The organism is Desulfuromonas sp. DDH964 (assembly GCF_001611275.1).
Lineage (GTDB): Bacteria > Desulfobacterota > Desulfuromonadia > Desulfuromonadales > DDH964 > DDH964.
Genome location: NZ_CP015080.1, coordinates 1,874,125 through 1,897,581, shown reverse-complemented (window position 1 = coordinate 1,897,581; position 23,457 = coordinate 1,874,125). Strand labels below are relative to the sequence as shown.

Here is a 23,457-nt window from a genome sequence, read left to right as displayed (position 1 = left end):
CTCGGGTCAGTCCCCGCTGCCAGCGACAGCCCGATTACGCCGGTGGTCGAAAAAGGTGACCGATTTGCGCTTTTCCGGGCTCAGGGTCATTTTCCGCACTGCCTCGCTGCTGGCAAGGACGACTTCCGGTTTGACCCGGGTGCGGGCCGCGATCCGTTCGGCGATCTCCTCCCCGGACTGTCCGGAATGCCGGGTGGCAACAACCACCCGGATCCGGTCGGAGAGGGGGAAGTCGTCAAAGACCTCGATATAGAATCCATCCACCTCTTCCATATCCTGCAGCACCGAGGTGATCGCCGGCGGAAAAACAGTCGTCCCCCGATACTTGAGCATCTGCGCCTTGCGGCCCAGTACCGGTCCGAGTCGCGGGGTTTTGCGGCCGCAGGGGCAGGGATCGGTATGGAGGACGGCAATATCCCCGGTGCGGTAGCGCAGCAACGGCATACCGGTCACCTGCAACGGGGTGACGACGACCTCGCCGGCCACGCCCGGCAGGAGGGGGCTGCCGTCCTCACCGAGGATCTCGACCACCATCAGTTCCGGTTGCAGGTGGCCGCCGCAACCGGCACTGCAATCGGCAAATGCGGTCGCCATCTCGGTACTGGCATAGGTCCCGTAAACCTCGCCGCTCCAGAGTTCGGCCAGGCGCCGGCCAAGGCCGGAGAGACCCAGGTCGGGATTGCGCACCGGTTCACCGATGCAGATCATCCTTTTCACTCCGAGTTCGGCCACCGCCGTCCCACCTTCCGCCATGCGCTCGCCAAGGGCGAGGAGCAGGCTCGGCACACCGATCAGGGCGGTCGGACGCTGATCCCGGACCAGTTCGACCAGCGCCGGGATACTCGACGACCCCCCGCGGATGGCAGTCGCCCCGAGGCGGACCAGGCCGAGAAAATAGGCCATACCCGCCATGAAGCAACGATCGATGGCTGCCGCTACCAGGACCCGGTCGGCGGGACCGAGGCCGGCGGCGGCAAAAGCCCTGGCCTCGTTATAGGCGAGGCGGTCGAGATCAGTCCGGGTCTGGTCAAGAACCAGCGGTCGCCCGGTCGTCCCGGAGGTCAGGCAGCGATCGACGACTTCACTGGTAGGAACACAGAGCAGTTCCTCATTGCAGCGCTGCAGATCGTCCTTGCCGGTCATGGGCAAAGCGGCGAGATCGGCGACCCCCCCGATGCGGAGCGGGTCGACGCCGCTGGCTGCGAAGCGTTTCCGGTAAAAGGGCGAGCGCGCGGCGAGGTAGGCGAGGTGTTCGCGCAGAAGCCGGTCCTGGACCGCGCCAATCGCGGCCGGGGACGTAAACGACAGTTCGGCGAAAGGGGCAAAGCGGTCGTTGCCGGCAGTCAGATTCACGCAGAGTCTCCGCCAGCCTGCCCGGTGAGGACGGCGATCATCCGGTCGCGGGCCAGGGTACGCAATTCACGGTGGGCATTCGCCCCCGAAAAACACCGGCTGTCGATGGCCGGCAGGGCCGTCAGGCAGACCCGGGCCGGGCGCAGGCTGAGCCGTCCCGGCGGTAGCAGGGTACCGGTGCCACTGAGGCAGAGGGGGACCAGCGGCCGGCCGGTTGCCACTGCCAGCTGAAAGGCGCCATTGTAAAAACGCTGCAGATGACCGTCGCGGCTGCGATGCCCCTCCGGAAAGAAGAGGAGATGCCCCCCCCTTTCGAGGACCCGGCTTCCGTTCCTTTCGACTTCCCCCCAGCTGGAACTCTCGACATCCAGGTAGCCGGCGAGATGCATGAACCACCGGTACCAGACCATCCGGAACGGCCAGGAGCGGACCGCAAAGGTCACGTCAAAGACGGGGAGCAGGCCCATGCAGTAGGTGTCAAAGAACGACTGGTGATTGACGACGAAGATCACCGGCCGGGAAAGATCGAGATCGGCAAAGCCGCGGCAGCGAAAGCGCACGAAGGGGGCCATGATCAGCAGCCAGCCACGTCCGTAAATCCAGATAAAGTGCCGCATGATGCGACCGGCCGGCCAGCGGGTGACGAGCTTCCAGACCAGGAACAACAGCGGAAAGCAGAGCATGCCGAGGAGTGTCCACACCACCAGCAGCGGATAGACCACGCCATTCATCAGCAGGGCCCGGACCCCGAACCGGGGAGAATCCCCGGTGAACTCTTGGGAGGCGGTTGGGGTCACGGCAGTCGGCGTCATTCAGTTCTTCAGCTTGGCAATGACGAAGCGGTGAATATCCCCGAGGGTGCGAATTTCGCGGATCGCCTCCTCTTCGCGGATTTTGAACTTGAAGGCGCCTTCGAGAACGATCACCATGTCGACAGTGTCGAGGCTGTCGAGACCGAGATCCGCATAGATATTGGCTTCGGGCTGCAAATCGGCGAGTTCGAGCTCGAACTCTTCAGCGAGGGAGCGGTTGATCAGATCAATGATCTGTTCTTCAGTCATGCGGATATCTCCTTACCACGAGCGATGAATTGACGCCCCCGAGGGCGAAGTTGTTTTTGATGAATGCCCGCACTGGCCGGGACTCCATGCCACGGACATGAAGGATGCCAGCGCATGCGGGATCGACCTCATTGAGGTTGAGGGTTGGAACCAGGCGCCCCTGCCGCAGCATTTCAATCGAGGCCAGCAGCTCCAGGGCGCCGCTGGCGGCCATGGTATGCCCCATATGCCCCTTGAGACTGCTCACCGGAACCCGGGCCGCAAAAATAGCCCGGATCGCCTCGGCTTCGGCGATATCTCCCTGGGTGGTCGCGGTCGCATGGGCATTGATGTAGTCAACCTCTTCCGGCGCCAGTTCGGCATCTTCGAGGGTCTCCCGCATACAGCGCTCCATCGCCGCGGCATTGGGGTTGGCAATGCTGCTCGGGTCGGAGACCGTGGCAAAGCCGGTAACCTCGCCGAGAATGGTGGCGCCGCGGGCGAGCGCCGAGTCGAGTGCTTCGAGGAGGACGATGCCACCCCCTTCGGAGCAGACCATGCCATCCCGCCGACGATCAAAGGGGCGCGGGGTCAGCTCCGGCTCGTCGTTGAAACCGATCGAGGCGGCGGTCATGACGTCGAAGGTCGCTGCCGTCAGCGGGTGGAACTCGTCGGCGCCGCCGCAGAGCATGAAGTCCTGCCGCCCCAGGGCGACCTGCTCGTAGCCATAGCCGACAGCCTGGCAACCGGTGCTGCAGGCCGCCGAAGGGGCAAGCAGGCGGCCGGTTATGCCGAGAGCCTGGACCACGTTGGCGGCACAGCTGTGATTCATGATCTGGAAGAAGAGGGTCGACTTCATCCGCTCCAGGCTATGGTCGGTGAAAAAGTCGCGGAAAAAGTCTTCGGTCGTCTGAGTGCTGCCGACGGTGGAACCGATGGCGACACCGAGGCGTCCTCCCTCCAGCTCAGGGGTACCGATGCCGGCCTGGGCCAGAGCTTCGTGGCTGGCGAGGGTCGCATAGACCGACATCGCCGACATGGAGCGCCGGTCCTTGCGCGGTATCTCGCGGGGGTCAATCCCCTGCACCAGGGCGGCGACGCGGGTACGCAAGCCGCCGATCCGCTCCAGCTCGGGGACCTGGCGAACGGCGCTTTGCCCGGCATAAAGGGCCGCCATCAGCGTCGGAACACCCCGACCGAAGGGGGAAACAGCCCCCAACCCGGTAACCACAACCCGCCTCAGTGCGCGCATCGCTTGACCTCCATCCGCAACCGGTCGTGACCCAGAATTTCACCGCAGGTCAGAAATCCGGAAAGCATGCCACCGAGCAGTCCCGGTGCGGCCGTTGCCTGCCCGGTCAGAAAAACCCCCGGCAGGCGAGTCGCGGCTTGCGGGTTGTATTGCCCGACCCGATGACCGACACCGTACAGCCCTCCTCCGGGATGGCCGAGGTAATGCCTTAAGGTGAGTGGCGTCGCCCCGGCTCGCAGGGTAAGGGCGCCCTGGAGTTCCGGCACCTCCTCCTCGATGCGGGCCTGCATCCGCGCCATCATTTCCGCCTTGAACTGACGATAGGCCCCCGGCCGCCCCCCATGGCGCGAGTCGGCCCAGGCACTGGTCTCTGCCACATCCGCAGGGCAGATAGCGACCAGGGCGTGCGGGCCGGATCCATCATCAGTTGCCCCCCCCGCCAGATAGAGGAGGCGATCCTCCATCGGCATCCCAGGGGACCTGGCGTCTCCTTCCGCCTTGCCGGCGAGATAGAGGTTGCTGCCGGCCAGCAGTGGAACCGGGCGCCTGGCCGTGAAGAACCCGAGGTAACCTGAGCAGGTCTCGGCCAGCCCCAGCAGGCGTTTGCGGTAGGCAGGACGCAACGCAGCGGCGCCGACCAGGTCGAGAAACGAGCGGGGATGCAGGCTGCTGACACAATTACGGCTACGCAACAGGTCATGCCGGTCGGTGAGGACTCCTTCCAGGGCACCGGCAGCATCCCATTGCAGGGCGAGAGCGCGGCTGCCGCAAAAGATGCTGATCCCGCGGGCCGCGAGCTGCCGGGCCAACACCTCGGCGAGTTGCTTTCCGCCGCCACGTATGCCATGCGCCGACCGATAGTACAACCCAACGACGCTGGCATGGAGAGCAAAGGGAACCTCGGCGGCCGGAACGCCGTGGAGCAGGGTATGCAGCGCCAGCAGGCGACGCAGAGCGGGTGGCGAGATCCCCCGTGTCAACACCTCGGCGAGGGTCGGACCCTGAAGCGCCCCGAAGGGGCCGAGGGCACCGAAGTCCGCGTCCAGGTTCAGATACGGCAGGGTCGAACAGGCCGATTGCACCAGGTCAAGATAGGCGGTGATTTCGCCCGCTGCCGCAGGGAAAGCCTCACAGAGAGCCGCATTCAGGGCATCATACCCCACCGGGAAATGAAACTCGTCCCCGCCGGGATAACGCAGCCGATCAAAACAGGAGCCAGAAAACGGAGTCGTCTCGACCTCGTCCGCTATTTCCAGGTAACGGAAAAAGCGGGTGAGAATACCCTCCTCATCCAAGCCCCCGGCGTAGTGAAAACCGGTTTCGAAGTGTGCTCCGCTGCGGCTGAACCCCCGCAACAGGGGAGCGATCTCGGGAGCCTTTTCGACCAGCGCCACCGACCGCCCATGGCGGGCCAGGATCAACGCCGTGGTCAGTCCGGAAATTCCGGCACCAATGACCACAAAGTCATAGGTCACGCGCCAAACCTCAGCACCAGGCAGGAATTGGTCCCACCGAATCCTGCCGAATTGCAGAGGACCAGTTCCGGCGCCCGGGGGACGGTCTCGGCGGCGATGCGCAGCCGGCGGCTGCTGTCGTCGGGCGTGCTGAAATTGATATTGGGAGCGATAAAGCCGCCTTCGGCCATCAGGGTGCTGTAAACGACCTGGGAAGCCCCGGACATCCAGAGTTCATGCCCGGTCATCGACTTGGTCGAGGAAACCCAGGGGCCGTCATCGCCGAAGACGGCGTGGATGTTCTCCGCCTCCGCGGCGTCACCAGCCGGGGTCGAGGTCGCATGGGCGCAGATGTAGTCGATATCGGCCGGTTTCAGGCCGGCCTGGGCAATCGCCCCCGCCATCGCCCGCTGCAGCCCGCCCTGGCTGGGTACGGAAAGATGCTGCCCGTCGGATGAGAAGGCATAGGCTGCCACTTCACCGAGAATCCGCGCCCCGCGGGCCTGGGCCAGGTCATAACGTTCGAGGAGAACGGCGGCCGCGCCACCACTTGGCACCAGGCCATCCCGGTCGGCATCAAAGGGGCGGCAGGCCCGCTGTGGGTCGTCGAGGCGCAGCGAGAAGGCATTGAGCGCATCGAAACTGCACATCGACTCCCAGTTGATCTCCTGGGCCCCCCCGCAAATCATCCGCTCCTGGCGACCGAGAGCGATCAGGTCGGCGGCCTGACCAATGGCATGACCGCCACTGGAACAGGCCGAGCTGAGGGTCCAGCAGGCGCCCTGGGTATGGAACAGGGTATTGAGGTTCATCGTTACGCAGCTGGTCATGGACCGAAAGACCAGCCCGCTGCCAATCGCCTTGGTTTCGCCGGCCTGGCGCAGCAGGTCGACCTGTTCGACCGCGGCGATGCAGCTCGAATCACAGCCGAAGATCAACCCGCTCGCAGGGTTCTGGATCTCCTCCGCCGCCAGACCGGACATGGACAGAGCATCCGCGGCGGCGTGATAAGCCTGAATGGCAAAGTCGGGCATCGTTTTGCGTTGCTTGCGGGAAAGCCGGGCGCTGGCGTCAAAATCGGGCAGGGCCCCGGTCAGCGGGCTGCGATAGCCCAGCCGCTGCCGCTCGGCATCGAGAACGATCCCCGACTCGCCCCGGCGCAGGGCGGATGCCACCCGCGCCCGGTCACTGCCGAGACAGGAAACGATACCAATACCTGTGATTGCAACCCGATGCATAGTATCCCTTGAACTTTGGCCCTGAATGCTTGAACGTTATGCCCTATGGGCGGTAGCGGTCGCGCGGGGACTCTCTTTACATGTAGGCGCCACCGTTCACGGCAAAGACCTGGCCGGTGATGTAGGTGGCCCGCTCCGAACAGAGAAAGGCGACCAGCCCGGAAACCTCCTCGGGAGTGCCGACCCGCCCCAAGGGAATCATCGGCAGGATTTTTTCCTTCGGCAAATCGCCGATCATTTCGGTCTCGATAAAGCCGGGCGAAACCGCGTTGACGAGGATATTGCGTCGGGCAACCTCAGCGGCGAGGGAGCGCGTCGCTCCGATCAGGCCGGCCTTGGCGGCCGAATAGTTGACCTGCCCGGGGACGCCGCTCTGGCCGGAGGTAGAGACGATATTGACGATCCGGCCGCGCCGTTTCTTGAGCATGGCGCCCACCACCGGGCGGGTGACATGGAAGAAGCCGTCGAGATGGACATTGAGCACATCCCGCCATTCTTCTTCCTTCATCCAGACCAGCAAGCCGTCCCGGGCGAAGCCGGCATTGTTGACCAGGGCAAACGGAGTCCGTTCAGCCAGCAAAGGCGCCAGGGCCGCGTCGCAGGAGTCGCGATCGCCGACATCAAAGGGAACAAGCCGGCATTCGACTCCGGCCGCCTCGATGGCCGCCTGGACCTTCAGCGCGGCAGCGCTGTCACAGCGGTAGTTGAGCCAGATATCGAAACCGTTTTGCGCCAGTTCAAGCGCAATGGCCGCGCCGATCCCCTTGCTTGCTCCGGTGACCAGCGCCACTTCCCGCACGGTTTCCTTGTTCATGGCTCTACCCTCCCCTTCCCCGCGCCGCATTTTTTCAGGTGCGGGGTGCCGCGGCAAAACAGCCGCTACCAGCAACCGCATTCAGTCATTTTTTTCTTCGTCAGGACGACGGTTTTTTACCACGTTCCCGCCTCGGGTTTCAACCTTTCAAATGCCCCCACGGAGTATTTCCCGGCAAGGAACAGGAAAAAGGCTGTCGAAGAATAAATCCAACCGGCCACGGCCTATTCTACAGAAAAGAAGAGCGCCGGGAAAGGAATCTGTTCAGGGGGCGGATTCGGCGGGGGATGAATCCCGGTGCGGGCAGGAGGGGTCGTCCAACTGGACGATCCGGTCACATGCGGGGCAGTAGCGCAACCCGATTTCGGCGAGGTATTCAGGAGTCGGCTTCAAGGTGATCGCATGGAAAATAGCAATGACGAAGAGAACCGTACCGTAGAGCCACCACAGGATAAAATTGCGTCCCTTGTTCATGGCGATATAGGCAGGCAGCAGTCCCAGCAACAGCAGGACAAAGAAGAGTTCCATAAAGCACTTCCTCCGGTTCGGCAGTGGGACGACGCACGACCTTTCGGGCACCAGTATAGCGGAACCTGCGCATTGCGCCAGAAAGCCCTGGAGGGAGAGCTTGATTTTCCCTTGGGTCACCGGGGATAATCGTTTACTATCCACAGGCGACACCTGGTTGCTGCGACGCCTGTAAATGCCGTTTTCTGCGATTTAAGGGAGGGTGATATCAAACGTCTTGAGAATCGGTTTCGGCCACTCGCCTTTCTCCTCGCCCTGGTTCTGGGTGCCCTCTGCTATTTCTGGGACCCATCCCTGCTGGCGCGATTTGCCTTGCCCCTTGAAGATTGCAAATTTGCCGTTCGGGAAAGTCTGGGACAGCAGCCGGTTTTGCGCCCCAACCTGGTCATCGTCACCGTCGATGAACGCAGCATCAATCAGCTGGGGCGCTGGCCCTGGAACCGGAAGGTCCTCGCCAAGCTGATGCTGGGCCTCGGTCAAGCCCGCCTGGTCGGCCTCGACATGATCTTTGCCGACGTCGCCGACGCCGATCAGGACACTGCCCTGGCGGCGGCGATTGAAGAGGCGGGGAATGTCGTTGCCGGTTTCTTCTTCCGCTCCCAGGCCACCACCTGGACCAGTGAAGCCGACCTCGATCACCTTGCCGAATGGGGATTCCGTGATATCCGCAGCGCCGGAGGGGTAACCGGCCTGAAGGACTTCAATTTCGTCGAGACCAACCTGCCGGAGATCAACGCCGGCGCGCTTGCCGGAGGGTTTTTCAATGCCGAACCCGACCCGGACGGTCTCTACCGGCGTTACCCGATCGCCTATCTGCATCAGGGTTTTGCACTCCCTTCACTGGCGGTGCAGATGGCCCGCTACGACCTCGACCGGGAACCGGTGCTGAGCATCGACTCCGGCGGTCTGCTCTCCTTTGTTCTTGGCGACGTCAAGCTCTCCGGAAGCTCTCTGCGCCTGAATTACGGCAGCCTCGCGGCAGCGCCCCTGGTCTCGGCCGTCGATATCATCGACGGCACCCTCCCCCCCGAGTTCTTCCGCGACAAGTTGGTTCTGGTCGGGGTCACCGAGGTGGGGATCTTCGATCTGCGCCCGACCCCGGTAGCCGCGGTCACTCCTGGGGTCTGGCTGCATGCAACCGCCCTCTCCAACCTGCTGGAGGGACGGCTTTTGCGAACGGCCCCTTTCCTTGACCTCACCCTGTTGGCGCTTACCCTGCTGCTGGCATGGGCCGCCGGGCGCCAACGCCGTATCGGCGCCCGCGTCGCAACCTACCTCCTCCTGGTCTTCGGGGTTCTCGCTGCGGCCAACGCCCTGCTGATCGGCGCCGATCTCTGGACCCGCGAGTTCTATATTCTCTTCCCTTTTTTCCTCTTTGCCACAGCCCTGGAAACCGAGTCTTTCGTCCAGACCGAGCTGCGTGCCGGGCAACTGAAACGCGCCTTCACGTCCTATGTCTCGCCGGAGGTGGTCCGGGAGATCCTCGAAGACCCGGACAAGCTGGATCTCGGTGGCGTCGAACGGGAGGTGTCGATCCTGTTCAGTGATATTCGCGGGTTCACCAGCCTCTCGGAGAAAGTTACGGCACCACAACTGGTACAGATGCTCAACCAGATTCACGACCCGATGACCCAGGTGGTCCTGCAGCAGCGGGGCATGCTTGACAAGTACATCGGCGATGCCATGATGGCGCTCTTCAACACCCCCCTCCACGTCGAGGACCATCCTGACCGGGCGGTCGCCTCCGCTCTCGGCATCGTTGCCTGCCTGAAGGAGATCAACGCCGGTTTCGAGCGCCTCGACCTGCCGCAGATAGATGTCGGGGTCGGCGTCAATACCGGTGGTTGCATCGTCGGCAACATGGGCTCCAAGGTCCGCTTCGAGTACACCGCCATCGGTGACGCCGTCAACCTCGCCTCCCGCCTCGAAGGGCTCTGCAAGGTTTACCGGGTCCGCATTGTGATCAGTGAATTTACCCACGACCGCCTTGCTGCCCCCTTCCTGGTGCGCCTCCTCGACCGGGTGAGGGTCAAGGGGAAGCACCTGCCGGTCGCCATCTACGAGGTCATGGCCGACGAGGGGAACAACCGTTCCCGGAAAGAGGAGTTCGAATCCGCGCTGGAACTCTATTTCAAGGCCGATTTTGCCTGTGCCGCGCAGCGGTTCGGTGCCCTGGTCGCAGCGACCGGTGACCCACCCGCGGCGGTTTTTCTCGACCGCTGCCAGGCCTTCGTGCAAACCCCGCCTCCCGCCGATTGGGACGGAGTTTTCGACCTGCAGAGTAAATAGGAAGAGGGCGGCGCCTGAATGCACCGCCCTCTTCCTATTTACTCGCGTCGAAATTCTTCTCTAGAAATTCTCGAAGCGGGCGAACTCGGCATCAAGGTCGCTTCCGAGAGGGGTCACCCAGGCCTCGTTCCCTTCGATGGTAAGGCTGCTCCCCTCCTCGAGTTCGATCTGCTCGACGAATTCGATATCCCCTGCCGCCATATGCTCGCGGGCAGCGTCGAACTGGGCCTGCATCCGTTCCCGATCGGCGTCGAAACGCTGGCGCAGGTCATCCTTCATCTGCTGGAACTGATCGGCGAAGTCCCCGTCGCGATGTTTCTGAAAGCCACCGCTGGCCGACTTTACCGCCAGTTTTCCTTCCTTGAGATGAACGGCGACCCGACCGTCCGCATTGCTAACGGCGAAGCGGGTACCGCGAACGCCGATGGTGACCGTGGCGCTGCTGACCTCAAACCCCTTGAGCTCTCCCCGTTTCCGGATATCGAGCAGCACCATGCCGGTCTTGACCTCGGCGGCATCCCGGCCCTTGACCAGGAGGGTTGAATTTTCGGTCAGGATCATCCGGTTACCATCGACGAATGCGAGTCTGGACTCGCCACCGCGCTGGGTCGTCAGCGAGTCCCCTGCCCCCAGTCTGGCCCCGGGTTGACGCAAGGTCTCGCCGCGAACCCGACCCTGCGGGTAGAAAAGGACCTTGCCGCTAACACTCTCGACCTGGCCGAGGGGTTCCGCGGCCAGGGCAGGAAGGGCACAAAAGATCAATAGCAACGAAAGATAGCGGATCATCGGTCAAGCCTCAGAGGAGAAGAGCAGGAAGAAGTCGGTGCCTGCTGGCCATGGCCAGCAGGCACCGACCTGGGGTTCCCCAAAAATGCCGGGCTTACTTCTCAACGACACCCTGGTCCTGCATCTGCGCCCAGAATTCAGCGGCTTTTTCCGCCTGCTGCTTGGCAACGGCATCATTCGCTTCCTTCGCCTTGCGCTCGGCATCCTTGGCGAGATTTTTCGCCGTCTGCTGATAGGTCTCATCCATCGCCTCAAGGGGAACAAAGGCGAGAGCATAAGCGACATTGGCTACACCGGTCGGGGTCTGCCACTTCTCCTGGTACCAGTTTTTGACCTTGACCTTGCTGGCCATATTGACGGACATCTGCTTTTCGAACTCACGGGCACCGGCGGTCGGATCGACCACATCGCTCTCCAGACCGTAGCTCACCCGGGCGCGCTCGAACTTGTCCTTAACCAGCGTCCCCATGTACTGAACCACACTCTTGGTGGCATTACGTTTGGCGTCGTCGCGGGCGAGCTGTTCGGTGGAGAGTTTCCCGGAAAGGCCGACAAACCACATCTGCCCATCCTTGGTCTCCGGCTCTTCCATGGTCCAGGCCGGACGCTCGGCAGCGGATGACCAGATCAGCGCTTCACCGGGGGTGGGGGGAATGGCGACCGGTTCCTGGGTGGCGGAACAGGCTGCCAAAAAGGCGAGCAATACACCAGATACCAACATGCTCAGGTTTTTTTTCATCGATGAGTCCTCCTTGTCTGGGGTCAGAAATATTTCAGGCACGTCAACGTGAAGCCACAGTAGTAATCATTGCCTGGGCTTCACCGTAAAAATTACCGGCGGCCTTGCCGGCACTGCGCAGGCGACGAACAATGGTCGGCAAATCTTCCCGCAACAAGTAGAGGCCGTTTTCGAGCTCAGCCGCGGCGAGTTTTGGGAAAGGGGTGACCGAGGCAAAGGCCCAGATCTTTTCCCGCCCGAAGGGGCTGGTGATCGTGAACTCGAAACGATCCCTGGCCGAGGGAATCTGCAGAAACCGCCCGGCCGGGAAATGTCCGTCCCCGGAGTAGCGATTGGGCAGAATCTGGATCAGGTTCCGGGCAGCGTCTTCGTAGATCAAAAGGATATAGGCATCCCGGTCAGCGCTGACGAACCAGGAAATCACGTCCCCTTCCTGGAAGGTCTGGCCATCGCCGAGATGGGAAGCGACCTGCAGGTGAATGGCGCCTCCGACAGGTTCGACCAGGGGCGCCACCTCTTCCCGGATCTGCAGTGGCCTCCATTGCAGTCCGACCGGAATTGCCGAGGTGGGGATCGACACTCCGGTCGCCGCCAGCAGCCGGTCGGTACCGGCTTCCCGCAAGGTCAAATCGAGCAGAACCTTGTCCCCGTTGACAGTGTAGGTCGATTCGAGGGCGGCCTGGGCACCGTCAATTATCGCCTGGATCGACGGTGACCCGACGGTCGGAGCGGCACCCTTATTCCCCACAGGCTGGTCAGAACTCAGGGCAATGCCCCGCGTCACGGCCTGGGCCACCACCTGGGCATCCCGGGGTTTCGGTTCGAGAACCGTCAATCCGTTGATTCGGGTAATGTTGAGCCGCAGCTGGCGTTGGATGGCCAAAGCGAGCTCGCTCCCTTCGCGGCTCGTGGCGAAGGTCACCGGGCCGAGGATAACCTTCTCGACCGGCGGCGGCAGATGCCCGGGACCAGTGAAGAGCTGGTTAACGGCGTTCTGGATGGCGCCATCGAAATCACTGGTGGTCGTCACGGCCTGCAGGCTGTTTTCGACAGCTTCAAAACCGCGGATCAGTTCCGGGTCGAGGGTGGAGAGCTGGCCGCTGGAAGTATCGATGGTCACCCGGTACCGCCCGGGGGCGAGGACCGGGAGGCTGAATTCTGCTTTGCCGGTAGCGCTGGTCGTCGCACGCCCCACCACTTTTCCTGCCGGATCGGAGAGGAGCAGGGGGAGGCCGGAAACCGCCTCGACCTGGCCCGGGTTCCTGGTCCATACCCAGACCGGGATAACGTACCCCGGGGCCGAATCGAGGATACAGACGCTGCTGCAGTGACCGACATCGATTACCAGCGAACTGCGCAGCCGCGCCACCCGCTCCAGGGTTCCCTTTTGCGCCTCGCTCAGGGTGGCAGTGCGCCGGGCATAGACATCGCCCCGACTTTCAAATTGTGCCACCGCGCGACCGAGGCGATCACTTTCCGTTTTGATCAAAACCAGGGTGGTTACCAGGTCGCCGGTCGCCTGCTTGCGGTCGATCTCCTGTAACTTCTGGCGATGCCCATCGAGCAGTTCCGTCAGCTCCCGCTCCGCCTGTTCCTCAAGCCGTTTCTGCGCCTGAAGCTTATTCGCCTGGCGGGAACGTCGCCATTGCTGAACCCTTTCGATTTCGTCGGTCGGCACCGAGACCAGCACATAGTATTTGTAGACCAGCCCCTGGGAAACCCCGCCCCGGGTAGCCTGGAAGGTCTGCCGGTACCACTGCTTCGCTTTGATCCGGCTGACTTCGGCATCGGTATTCTGGGTGGTCTGGTTACGTCCGGCGACGGTCGGGTCGAGAACGGAACTCGATGCCCCGTACATGGAGCGAATGACCTCATCGACTTCACTCACCTCGACACCGGTATATTGCGCGTACTGGAGACGGGCGTTCTTCATCGCGGTTTCCCGGGCATCCTGTTCCGAAGCATGGTGTTCCGACAGGGCAACCAGGTAATGCACACCATTCGCATCGTCAGGAATCGCAAGAGTCCATTCCGGCATTTCCGGTGCGGTCGCATCGATCATGGTGTATTCGGTCGCAACCCGTCCTTCTACGGCTGGAGTTCCAGCAGGCCGCCGAGGTGTCGGGTCAGGGGTTGCAGGCGCGCAGCCGGCCAGCAGCAGCAATCCGGCAAGTAGCCACCAGCGCCGCCCGATTCTGAAATTTGCGGGAAAAACTGTCATTCCTGCTCCAGTTGAAATCGATCCAGGTAACCGGACGGTCAGAGACCGACCGGGATGATCTCCGGGTTAACGGTACGAAACTGCGGCATCGCCATGCCGATATTGGCATTGATGTAGGTCGGATCGCAGATGGTATAGCGTTCACCGGCGATGACGACACTGTCTCCGGGGACCTTGCCGGAAAACCTGACCGCCGTGGCGACGTGCCCCGGGAAGTGCAGGCCGACCACTGGCAGCCCGGTCAGGCGGCGGACCAGGAAGGAGAAAAGGATCGAGCGATCCTCGCAATCCGAATAGGGGAAGAACAGGGTTTCGTCGACAAAAAGGTACTTCTCCTTGCCGAACTGTTCGTCATCGGTCTGATAGGAGAAGGCGGTCTGGACAAACCGGAGCAGCAGGTTGACCGCCTCACTCTCGGTCTTCCCTTCGACCAGGGGCCGTAGCGCATCGAGCAGGGAGCTGTCTGCCTCTGGTGTCATGCGTGCCGCGAAGAAGACCGGGAAATCGGTCTGGGGATAATCATCAAGGAACCGAACCACCTGCCGGCTGCCGGCGACCTTGATGAGGTAGGACTTTCCGGCATAGTTGAAGCGCAGTTCCCGCGTGAAGGGTTCCTGGCCAACTGTCGGGGGTTGCGCCATATTCAAGGCGAGGGGCTGGTCAACCCCCGGGTAGTCCTTTCCGTAAGTCAGGATGCGACCGGGGTTCTCGACCCCCCGCAAGGTGGTCAGATTGTAGAAACGGGCACCGTTCAGGTTGAAATAGGGCGTCTCATAGATGACCGGGCTGGCCGGGGCCAGAAGGTAGACCTGGCTGCCATAATAACCGACCTTGCAGAGGTATCCCGACTTGGTAAGCAAAAACCAGGTGAAGAGTTCGGCATCGTTGGGTGTCGGCTGGATGCTATCGGCAAGACCCCGCACCAGTTGAAGGTAGCCCCAGTCGTTTAACCCGATTTCCTGCCGCAACCGGCCGAGATCCTCGATCAGCGGTGGAAAGTCGGCGGTACTGTAGGTGGTCCAGACATCACTGATTGCGCGATTGTTTATCTTGTTGCCGAGCTCGGACCGAAGGGCGGGATCAAAAGGAATCGTCAAGGTTGTCCCGAAAAAATTGATTCGGGCGACGTTGGCATTCGGCCCAACCGGTGCTGAAACCGGAGCGATGACCGGTGTCGGAACCGGAACCGGAAGCGGTCCGGCCCCGGGACCGGGGACCTGTGCAGGTGCAGGTGCAGGTGCAGGTGCAGGTGCAGGTGCAGGTGCGGGTGCGGGTGCGGGTGCCGGGGCAGGTGCCGGGGCAGGCGCAGGCGCAGGCGCGGGCGCGGGCGCGGGCGCGGGCGCGGGCGCGGGTGCGGGTGCGGGTGCGGGTGCGGGTGCGGGTGCGGGTGTCGGATGGACCCGGGGGCCGCTCGGCTTTACCGCATTATCATCCGGTTTTTGCGAGGCAGGTGGAATAACCTTCGGTTTCGGGCCGATAGTGGCCACCAGGCCCTCGAATTCCTGGAAGGCAGCCCATTGTTCCTGCAAAAATTCAGCAAAATCACGGTCCCGTTCATCCCGGAAAGCGTGAAATTCAGTGCCGATTTCGTCCCGAAACGCTGCAAGCTCCTGGTCGATCTCGGCCTGAAGCGCACCTATCTCTGCCAGGTCGGGGTCAACTTCGCCAGCGGGTAATGACGCGGGGGCCAGAACGACCAGGGAGATAACCAGGCAACAGGCGAACAGCAGGTGCAGGGGGCGCAAATGGTCCATGGAAGTCACTCCGCCAGGGTGGTATGGGTCAGTCGCCGTAGATGACCTGCGCAGCATTCCCGGAAATTTGCGGGTTCTGGTCCCGCCCGTAGAGGCGCCGGGCATTGTAGGTTACCTCTTCCTGGAGGAACTTCTTCATTTCGCCGACAGTGATGATACCGTCCCCATTACCGTAGTCCCCTTCATCTGCCTCCCCCTGAATTCCCTTGAGGAAATAACTGGTAAAGAGCCCATGCTCCGATTCGGGATCCCAGGAGGCGACCTCGGACATTCCGGCGGCAGTCAGCACCGTGGTCCCCTTGGTAAGAGTTGGTTTGGTATCTACCAGTTTAAGGGAGATCGAGGAGGCGTTGCGCACCACCGCACCGTTGGAGGAGACCCCGGAAAAGCAGGCGTCGAGGATAATGGTGGTGGAGCGCCCCTGGATCTTGGCCATGTTGGCGTAGAAGGTATCGAGAGGATAGCCGTTGAGCTCGACCTTCAGCGGATTACCGTCCACCGGCAACAGGTACCCCTGCCCGTTGGAGAGTCCCGGCGCCCCGTGGCCGGAGTAGTAAATGAAGATATCCGATTGGCCGGGACGAACCCAGTCGAAGAGTTTTCCCTTGGGATTGTCCTTGGTGCCGAAGGTGCTGACCAGGTCGGCTTGAGTGGCGTCCTTCAGGTAAATGATATTCCCCTCGCGAAAACCGAGGGTCTGGGTGACGTATTCATACATTGCCTGGGCATCATTGTAGGCATATTCGACGTTAGGAACGTCCTTGTTATTGTTTGAATAATAGCGGTTGCCGATGATGACAGCGACACCGTAACGGTTTTCCTTGGTGGTGCGCGGCAAACTGCCGGCGATGGCGCCGCCGCCACTGCTGCCGATCCCGGGGGTAGTAGGCCCACTCTGCAGCGACGGCAACGTTTTGGCGGCCAGCGCCCGGACCTTGCTGTGGGCATCGCTATTCGCCATCTTTTCGACCGCGGCAACAAAATCACTCCCCCGATAGTCGGATCGGGTCAGGGCGACCAGGGTCGCCTTGCGGATATTGGCATCCTTGTCGGTCAACGCCACCAGCATCGCCGAAACCGCCTCGGGGGTGAGGTCGATCCTTGAAACCGCAACGATGATCTCACCGCGTACCCGGGGGTGGGGTTCGGAGCCAATCATACCGATCAGGGTCGGCAGCGCATCACGGGCCGCCGGACCGATTTTACCGAGGTACTGGGCTGCCGACTTGCGTACGTTGGCGTCCCGGCTGCCAAGAGCATTGGTCAGCCCGGGGACTGAGGCCGGAGAGGTCAGGGCCCCCTTGGAAGAGATGCCGTACTGGTCGTACCAGGCCCCCTCCCCCGGGGTGACTGCCCCGAAGGTCACAAACAGCAGGAGAAAGAGCCAGAGGGGGGACCTGGTGTGGCGCCGAAAACGCGGTAATACTGAATAGATAGACATGGGCACACTCCCCTTGATTCCCGACAGACCGTAGAAAGCACCTGTCGTCGGCAAAGACCTGGCGGTCATCAAATTCACTGAAATGGTACCTAAGTGCACGTGGGTTTTCCGGAGAGTGCGGCAGCGAGATCAAACCGTGGCAGGGCAATCGCTGCGCCAGTACCGGAAGGAAGTTAAATTTTTGTGGTTATTGAACTATTTTACTTGGGAAATGTCAAGCCAGAGTTAGCCAGCCTGAGTTGGCCGGAGTGGATGCGCGGGGGGATGAAAATAATCATTTTCCGCAGCGATTGGCGGGACAGCACGAGAGGACTGCAACTCTTTCCAAAAGCGGAGGGAGGCTGATCGCCTCCCTCGACAAAGCCATGGACGATTTGGCGCCTGGCTATTTTCCGACCACCTGGGTCCGGGTGAAGACGGAGCGCAGCTGCTGCCCCGCTCCCTCGATATTTTCGCGAGCCCCTTCTTCCCGATCGACCAGGGTAACGATGCCGACGACCTCAAGGCCCTCGGACCGGGCCCGCTCGACCGCCTTCATCGAAGACCCGCCGGTGGTGGTGACATCTTCCACAATGACGACCCGGCTTCCGGGCGGCAGATTCTTGCGCCCTTCCAGCCACTGCCCGGTCCCATGCCCTTTCGGCTCTTTGCGGATGATGAAGGCATGGACATTGGTACCTTCAAGGGTGGCCGCAATGGAAGTGGCGGTCGCAATCGGGTCGGCGCCGAGGGTCAGACCGCCGACGCCATGAATCGGACCTTCAAACTCCTTTACTTCCTGCCAGAAGGCCTTGCCGACCAGCAGCCCCCCCCTGGCGTGCAGGCAGGTCTGCTTGCCATCGAAGTAAAAATTACTCTTGCGTCCCGAGGCGAGGGTCACCTCCCGTTCCTCGTAGGACAGTTCGCGGACGATTTCCATCAGTTCGCTGCGTTCTTCCCGGGTCATGAAAAACCTCCTTTGAATTGAATAAGACGTATGGGACCGATGGGACATATGTCCCATCGGTCCCATACGTCTCCTGATTTTGAACTAAAACAGCCCGAGTTGACTGTCCGCCTTGAGGCGCGGGAACTTGACCGGGTACTGGCCGCTGAAGCAGGCGTCGCAGAAATGCCCGGGACTCCCTTCCGGAGCACCGGCGGCGGCGCGCATCCCTTCCCTGCTGAGATAGCCGAGACTGTCCGCCGTAATATAGCGGTTGATCTCCTCAACGGTATGGCTGGAAGAAATCAGTTCTTTTCGGGTCGGCGTGTCGATGCCGTAATAGCAGGGGAAGGAGGTCGGCGGACTGGAGACGCGCATGTGGACCTCGGCGGCGCCGGCGTTGCGGATCATCTTGATGATCTTGCGCGCCGTGGTACCGCGCACCAGGGAATCATCCACCACCACGACACGCTTCCCCTCGATCACCTCACGCACCGGGTTGAGCTTGATCTTGACCCCGAAGTGGCGAATCGACTGCTGCGGTTCGATGAAGGTGCGGCCGACATAGTGGTTGCGGATCAACCCGAGCTGGAAGGGAATCCCCGACTCTTCCGCATACCCGATAGCCGCCGGCACCCCGGAGTCGGGGATCGGGATGACGACATCCGCCTCGACCGCATGTTCCCGGGCCAGTACGCGGCCGAACTCCTTGCGCACACCATAGACCTGCTTGCCGAAGATGGTACTGTCGGGTCGGGAGAAGTAGATGAACTCGAAGATGCAGGGGGACGGCGCGACCTTCTCGCCGAAAGGATGAAAAGACTGCATCCCGTTCTTGTCGATCAGGATCATCTCCCCCGGCTCGATCTCGCGGATGAACTCGGCCTCGATCAGATCGAACGCGCAGGTCTCGGAAGCCACCACGTAGGCGCCGTCGAGCCGTCCGAGCGCCAGCGGCCGGAAACCGTTGGGATCGCGGACGGCCACCATGCGGGTCTCGGTAAGGAAGACCAGGCTGTAGGCGCCCTTGACGCGCATCAAGGCTTCGGTGATCCGGTCCGGCAGGGAGTCGCACTGGGCGCGAGCGAGAAGGTGGATGATCGTTTCGGTGTCCGCAATCGTCGAAAAGATCGACCCCGACTGCTCGAGCTCGTTGCGGACCTCCTGGGCGTTCACCAGATTGCCGTTATGGGCCACGGCGATGGAACCGCGATGGTAGTCGACCATGATCGGCTGGCAGTTCTTGAAATCGTTGCCGCCCGCCGTCGAGTAGCGGACATGGCCGATAGCGCTGCGACCGGAAAGTTCGTCAAAAATGGCGTCCCGCTTGAAGACATCGGCGACCAGGCCCATCCCCTTGTAGGCGCGCAGCTTGGCTCCATCCGAGGCAACGATGCCGCAGCTCTCCTGGCCGCGGTGCTGCAGGGCGTAGAGCCCCAGGTAGGTGAGGTTGGCAGCCTCGGGGTGGCCGAAGATCCCGAAAACTCCGCATTCATCCTGGAATTTATCGAACATGTAGGGCTATCCTTTCGGGCGTTTTTACCCGCGTATTCAACACGTTAAATAAAGCTTGAGGGATTCAGGAGCGTAGTCTAGCACAGGCCCCCGCAGAAAAGATAGCCGCTCCCCGGCGACTAGTCGGCCCGGCCAGAACGGGGCGCCGCTCAGAGGAGTTCCTGGCGGATAAAAGAGACCGCGTTCTGGTAGAGCCACAGCCCCATCCCCTCCTCCGGCAACTCCTCGCGGGTCCAGCGCGGATGATGGGTACGGTGGACATAGGCTTCCGGGTGGGGCATCAGACCGAAAATCCGCCCGCTCGGGTCACAGAGACCGGCGACCGCCCCTTGGGCACCGTTGGGATTCAGCGGGTACTCCATGGTCGGAGTAAAATCGCGATCGGCGTACTTGAGGACCGTGAGGTGGCGGGCGGCGAGCTGCGCCAGCAGTTCCGGACTCTCGGCAACGAACTTTCCTTCGCCGTGGCGCACCGGGAGGTAAATCCCCTTGAGGCCGCGGGTGTAGATGCAGGGCGATGCGGGATCGACCGCGAGGTAGGTCCAGCGATCCTCGAAACGACCACCGTCGTTGAAGGTCAGGGTAGTAGTCTGGCGCCGATAGTCACCGTCCAGCCCGGGCAGAAGTCCCATCTTGACCATCAGCTGGAAACCGTTGCAGACCCCCATGATGAGTTTGCCGTCGGCAATGAAGCGACCGATCTGGGCGGCCAGGTTCTCCCGGCCGCCAGCCACCCGGGCGTGGGTCAGGCGATTGGCGCCAGCCTTGGCACTGCCGAGGTCGTCGCCGTCGAGGAATCCGCCGGCAAAATTGAGGAAATGGTAGCTGCCGAGTTCGACCCGGCCGGCCAGCAGTTCGGCGATATGAACAATGTCGGCCACTTCGGCGCCGGCCAGGCGACAGGCATTGGCGACCTCGCGCTCACAGTTGGTGCCGTTGCCGGCGATGACGATGGAACGGACCTGTTTCGACATGATTACAGCTCCCTGAGCGGCCGTTGCCAGGCCTCTTTGAGGGTGGCAAGCGGGGCCTTGACCACGATTTCCCCTGCGCAACCGAAGACCAGCAGCTCCGGCTCGGCGATGACCCGGCCGATCAGGCCGCAGACCTGCCCGGCAAAGAGCGCCTCGAAGGCGGCCATCTGTTCCGGGTGCACGGTCACCAGCAGCCGGCTCTGCGACTCGGAAAAGAGCAGGGTGTCGCTGCGCAGCACACCCTCCGTCGGCAGCTGCGCCAGTTCGGCCTGGATGCCGAAGCCGCCGGCAAAAGCGCTCTCAGCGAGGGCAACAGCGAGACCGCCGTCGGAGAGATCGTGGCAGGAGGCGACCAAACCCTGCGCCTGGGCGGCGTTGAGTGCCCGGTAGCGCGCCAGCGCGCTGGCGGCGTCGACCCGGGGGACGTTGCGGCCAACTTCACCGCGCATCGCGTAATATTCGGACCCCCCCAGCTCATCGCGGGTCAGGCCGAGGATGTAGACCAGATCACCGACGCGCTTGACATCCATGGTCGTGGCCTTGCGCACGTCGTCGATCTTGCCGATCACCGAGAAGAGGACGGTCGGCGGAATCGAGATCTTGGTGTCGCCGATCTGGTAGTCGTTCTTCATCGAGTCCTTGCCGGAAATCAGCGGCACGCCGAAGGCGAGGCAGTAGTCATAGAGCGCCTGGTTGGCGCGCACCAGCTGGGCCGCCTTGTATTCACCGTCCGGCGTCTTGTCGCTCTTGACCGGATCGCACCAGCAGAAGTTGTCGAGACCGGCAACGTGCTCGATATTGCCGCCGACGGCGACGAAATTGCGCAGCGCCTCGTCGATGGCGCAGGCCATCATGTGGTAGGTGTCGATGTCCGAGTAACGCGGGCAGATGCCATGGGTCGTCACCACCCCTTCGAAGGAATCGAAGAGGGGGCGCACCACCGGTCCGTCGGCCGGCCCGTCATTATCGACCCCGCAGAGGGGTTTCAGCACGGTGCCGGCCTGGACCTCGTGGTCGTAACGGCGCACCACGCTCTCCTTGGAACAGATATTGAGCCGCGCGAGGAGGTTCTGCAGGGTGGCGTCGAGGTCGAGAGGCTGGGGGAGCTGGGGCTCTGGCGGCGCCTTCTCTTCCCAGCGCGCCGGGATCACCAGCTGGGGGACCCCTTCGTGCAAAAACTCCATGGAGAGGTAGGTGACCGGCTCACCCCGGTAGAGGCAGTGGTAGAACCCCGAATCGGTGAACTGGCCGAGATCGGTCGCCTCGACATCCATCTCCCGGGCGAGGGTCATGAATGCATCGAGCTTGTCGGGCGGAACCGCCACCGTCATCCGTTCCTGAGCCTCGGAAATCAGGATCTCCCAGGGCTGCAGGCCCGGATACTTAAGGGGGGCGCGATCGAGATGAAGTTCGAAGCCGCCGGTATCCTCGGCCATCTCGCCAACGGAGGAGGAGAGCCCGCCGGCGCCATTGTCGGTAATTGAATTATAAAGCCCGCGATCCCGGGCGATGGTCAGAAAATCGAACATCCGCCGCTGGGTGATCGGATCGCCGATCTGCACCGCGGTGACCGGGGAGCCTTCATGCAGCTCCTCGGAGGAGAAGGTGGCGCCGTGAATGCCATCCTTGCCGATGCGTCCGCCGGTCATGACGATACGGTCGCCGACCAGCGCCTTCTTCTCGTGCCCGGGGCGGCCGTGCAGCATCGCCGGCATCAGCGCGGCGGTGCCGCAGTAAACCAGCGGCTTGCCGGCAAAACGCTCGTCAAAGACGATCGATCCGTTGACGGTCGGAATGCCGCTCTTGTTGCCACCGTGCTCAACCCCCTCGACGACCCCTTCGAAGATGCGCCGCGGGTGCAGCAGGCGCGGCGGCAGCGGCTTGCTGTAAAAGGGGGAGGCGAAACAGAAGACGTCGGTGTTGAAGATCAGCCGGGCGCCGCGGCCGGTCCCGAAAGGATCACGGTTGACGCCGACGATGCCGGTCAGGGCGCCGCCGTAGGGGTCAAGCGCCGAAGGAGAGTTGTGGGTTTCGACCTTGAAGACCAGCGACCAGTCGTCGTTGAAACGGATAACCCCGGCGTTGTCCTTGAAGACCGAGAGGCAGAAATCCCGCGATCCCTTGGCCTTGCGCACGTCGCGGGTAGCGCCGACGATAAAGGTCTTGAAGAGGGAATCGACCACCTGGTTGGCGCCATTTTCATCGGTGTATTCAATCTTCGCGGCAAAGATCTTGTGCTTGCAGTGTTCGCTCCAGGTCTGGGCCAGGGCCTCGAGTTCGGCGTCGGTGAGCTGGGCGCCGAGCCCGACTTTGGCCCGCTGCGCCTGGACAGCGGGGTCGGCGATATGGGCCTGGATCGCCTTCATCTCTTCGAGGTTGAGGGCGAGCATCCCCTCCCGGGAGATTTTCAGCAGCTCCGCATCGGAGACGTTAAGGTCGAGCTTTCGCACCTGCGGCTCGGCGCCGCCGGTCACTTTTGGCACGCTGACCGGCAACCCCCTGGATCGATCGAAGCGGTTCGCCGGAACGATGGTCCAGCGCTGGATCAGTTCGTTGGCAAGAAAGCCGCGGGCGATCTTCTCCGCCGTCTCCTCGCTGATCCGGCCGGAGAGGAGGTATTGCACCGAGGTATAGACCCCCTCCCCGGCGGCAAAGGCCCGGCCGGTGAGGTACTGGATCGCCTCCTTGGCGGTGCGTCCGGCGTTGTCGGTCACCCCGGGACGATAGCCGACCTCGATCAGCATGTCGAAGTCGTGGGCCAGGGGCGCGTTGACCGCGTAGTCCTGGATCACCGGATCGGAGAAGGGGCCGGCGGCCGCCTGCTCCAATTCGTCGGCGGTCAGTTGCGCATCGACCGTGTAGACATCCAGCGTCCGCACCCCGTCGAGGGCAATGCCGAGGTGCTGGCGAATCTCTTCCTTGACCCGTTCACCGCGCGCGTCGCGCACGCCGTCTTTCAGGCCGACCACGATTCTCCAGGGCATGGAGTTCTCCTTTGCCAACCGGCTTTCCGAAGCGCCCCAAGAGGCACCAGGAAAAGCCCTGCATATCGATTAGTTAAAGCGAAAGACCTAAGCCGAAATCCAAAGCCTTCTCACGCGGAAAAAATCGGATCAAACCTGATTAAATTCGGA

General features: G+C 62.4%; 19 protein-coding genes. 2 read left to right on the top strand and 17 right to left on the bottom strand.

Translation table 11 applies throughout. The features are described from left to right. Positions 1-6 precede the first annotated feature (6 nt). The 8 genes from DBW_RS08605 to DBW_RS08570 form a co-directional block, all read right to left on the bottom strand. Positions 7-1,353 carry a phenylacetate--CoA ligase family protein gene (locus DBW_RS08605; RefSeq protein ID WP_231875407.1) on the bottom strand — a complete coding sequence of 449 codons (1,347 nt, stop codon included), beginning with the start codon at positions 1,351-1,353 and terminating at the stop codon, positions 7-9. Next, positions 1,350-2,165: a lysophospholipid acyltransferase family protein gene (locus DBW_RS08600; RefSeq protein WP_082820266.1), complete on the bottom strand. Its 816-nt coding sequence runs from the start codon at positions 2,163-2,165 to the stop codon at positions 1,350-1,352. Before DBW_RS08600 ends, DBW_RS08605 begins: the two co-directional genes overlap by 4 nt. Next, the gene (locus DBW_RS08595) at positions 2,166-2,414 is read right to left on the bottom strand and encodes a phosphopantetheine-binding protein (RefSeq protein WP_066726902.1); all 249 of its coding nucleotides are present in this window, start codon (positions 2,412-2,414) and stop codon (positions 2,166-2,168) included. Continuing rightward, entirely contained in the window at positions 2,407-3,645 is a 1,239-nt protein-coding gene (locus tag DBW_RS08590; protein ID WP_066726901.1) for a beta-ketoacyl-[acyl-carrier-protein] synthase family protein, read from the bottom strand. Before DBW_RS08590 ends, DBW_RS08595 begins: the two co-directional genes overlap by 8 nt. Then, entirely contained in the window at positions 3,633-5,120 is a 1,488-nt protein-coding gene (locus DBW_RS08585; protein ID WP_066726900.1) for a phytoene desaturase family protein, read from the bottom strand. Before DBW_RS08585 ends, DBW_RS08590 begins: the two co-directional genes overlap by 13 nt. Beyond that, positions 5,117-6,337: a beta-ketoacyl-[acyl-carrier-protein] synthase family protein gene (locus DBW_RS08580; RefSeq protein ID WP_066726899.1), complete on the bottom strand. Its 1,221-nt coding sequence runs from the start codon at positions 6,335-6,337 to the stop codon at positions 5,117-5,119. Before DBW_RS08580 ends, DBW_RS08585 begins: the two co-directional genes overlap by 4 nt. A gap of 76 nt (positions 6,338-6,413) precedes the next feature. After that, complete coding sequence (fabG, locus tag DBW_RS08575; protein ID WP_066726898.1) at positions 6,414-7,151, bottom strand: 3-oxoacyl-ACP reductase FabG; 738 nt, start codon at positions 7,149-7,151, stop codon at positions 6,414-6,416. Between the two features lie 264 nt (positions 7,152-7,415). Then, positions 7,416-7,679, bottom strand: a complete 264-nt coding sequence (locus DBW_RS08570) for a hypothetical protein (protein ID WP_066726896.1) — start codon at positions 7,677-7,679, stop codon at positions 7,416-7,418. Positions 7,680-7,817: 138 nt separating this feature from the next. On the opposite strand from DBW_RS08570, the gene DBW_RS08565 reads away from it, so the two are divergent. Then, positions 7,818-9,968 (top strand): CHASE2 domain-containing protein, encoded by a 2,151-nt coding sequence (locus DBW_RS08565; protein ID WP_335339874.1) that lies wholly within the window; start codon positions 7,818-7,820, stop codon positions 9,966-9,968. Positions 9,969-10,028: 60 nt separating this feature from the next. On the opposite strand, the gene DBW_RS08560 is transcribed toward DBW_RS08565, so the two are convergent. The 4 genes from DBW_RS08560 to DBW_RS08545 form a co-directional block, all read right to left on the bottom strand. Further along, a complete protein-coding gene (locus DBW_RS08560; protein ID WP_066726894.1) occupies positions 10,029-10,754 on the bottom strand; it encodes a FecR family protein in 726 nt (241 codons plus the stop codon). Between the two features lie 94 nt (positions 10,755-10,848). Next, positions 10,849-11,493: a hypothetical protein gene (locus DBW_RS08555; protein ID WP_066726893.1), complete on the bottom strand. Its 645-nt coding sequence runs from the start codon at positions 11,491-11,493 to the stop codon at positions 10,849-10,851. 43 nt (positions 11,494-11,536) lie between these two features. Continuing rightward, positions 11,537-13,714 carry a DUF4384 domain-containing protein gene (locus DBW_RS08550; RefSeq protein ID WP_082820263.1) on the bottom strand — a complete coding sequence of 726 codons (2,178 nt, stop codon included), beginning with the start codon at positions 13,712-13,714 and terminating at the stop codon, positions 11,537-11,539. A gap of 38 nt (positions 13,715-13,752) precedes the next feature. After that, positions 13,753-14,811 (bottom strand): hypothetical protein, encoded by a 1,059-nt coding sequence (locus tag DBW_RS08545; RefSeq protein ID WP_066726889.1) that lies wholly within the window; start codon positions 14,809-14,811, stop codon positions 13,753-13,755. 74 nt (positions 14,812-14,885) lie between these two features. Between DBW_RS08545 and DBW_RS18495 the strand changes: the two genes are divergently transcribed. Continuing rightward, complete coding sequence (locus DBW_RS18495) at positions 14,886-15,173, top strand: hypothetical protein (protein WP_066726887.1); 288 nt, start codon at positions 14,886-14,888, stop codon at positions 15,171-15,173. Between the two features lie 323 nt (positions 15,174-15,496). Here the strand turns inward: DBW_RS18495 and DBW_RS08535 are convergent, their stop codons facing one another. From DBW_RS08535 to DBW_RS08515, 5 genes are all read right to left on the bottom strand, one after another. Then, positions 15,497-16,909, bottom strand: coding sequence for a HEAT repeat domain-containing protein (locus DBW_RS08535; protein WP_066726885.1), 1,413 nt, complete (start codon positions 16,907-16,909; stop codon positions 15,497-15,499). Positions 16,910-17,294: 385 nt separating this feature from the next. Then, positions 17,295-17,855 carry an orotate phosphoribosyltransferase gene (pyrE, locus tag DBW_RS08530; protein ID WP_066726883.1) on the bottom strand — a complete coding sequence of 187 codons (561 nt, stop codon included), beginning with the start codon at positions 17,853-17,855 and terminating at the stop codon, positions 17,295-17,297. Positions 17,856-17,939: 84 nt separating this feature from the next. Next, on the bottom strand, positions 17,940-19,349 hold the full coding sequence (gene purF, locus DBW_RS08525) for an amidophosphoribosyltransferase (RefSeq protein WP_066726881.1): 1,410 nt from the start codon (positions 19,347-19,349) through the stop codon (positions 17,940-17,942). A gap of 149 nt (positions 19,350-19,498) precedes the next feature. Further along, positions 19,499-20,323 (bottom strand): phosphoribosylformylglycinamidine synthase subunit PurQ, encoded by an 825-nt coding sequence (locus tag DBW_RS08520; protein ID WP_066726879.1) that lies wholly within the window; start codon positions 20,321-20,323, stop codon positions 19,499-19,501. Positions 20,324-20,325: 2 nt separating this feature from the next. Next, the gene (locus tag DBW_RS08515; RefSeq protein ID WP_066726877.1) at positions 20,326-23,307 is read right to left on the bottom strand and encodes a phosphoribosylformylglycinamidine synthase subunit PurS; all 2,982 of its coding nucleotides are present in this window, start codon (positions 23,305-23,307) and stop codon (positions 20,326-20,328) included. Between the last annotated feature and the right edge of the window lie 150 nt (positions 23,308-23,457).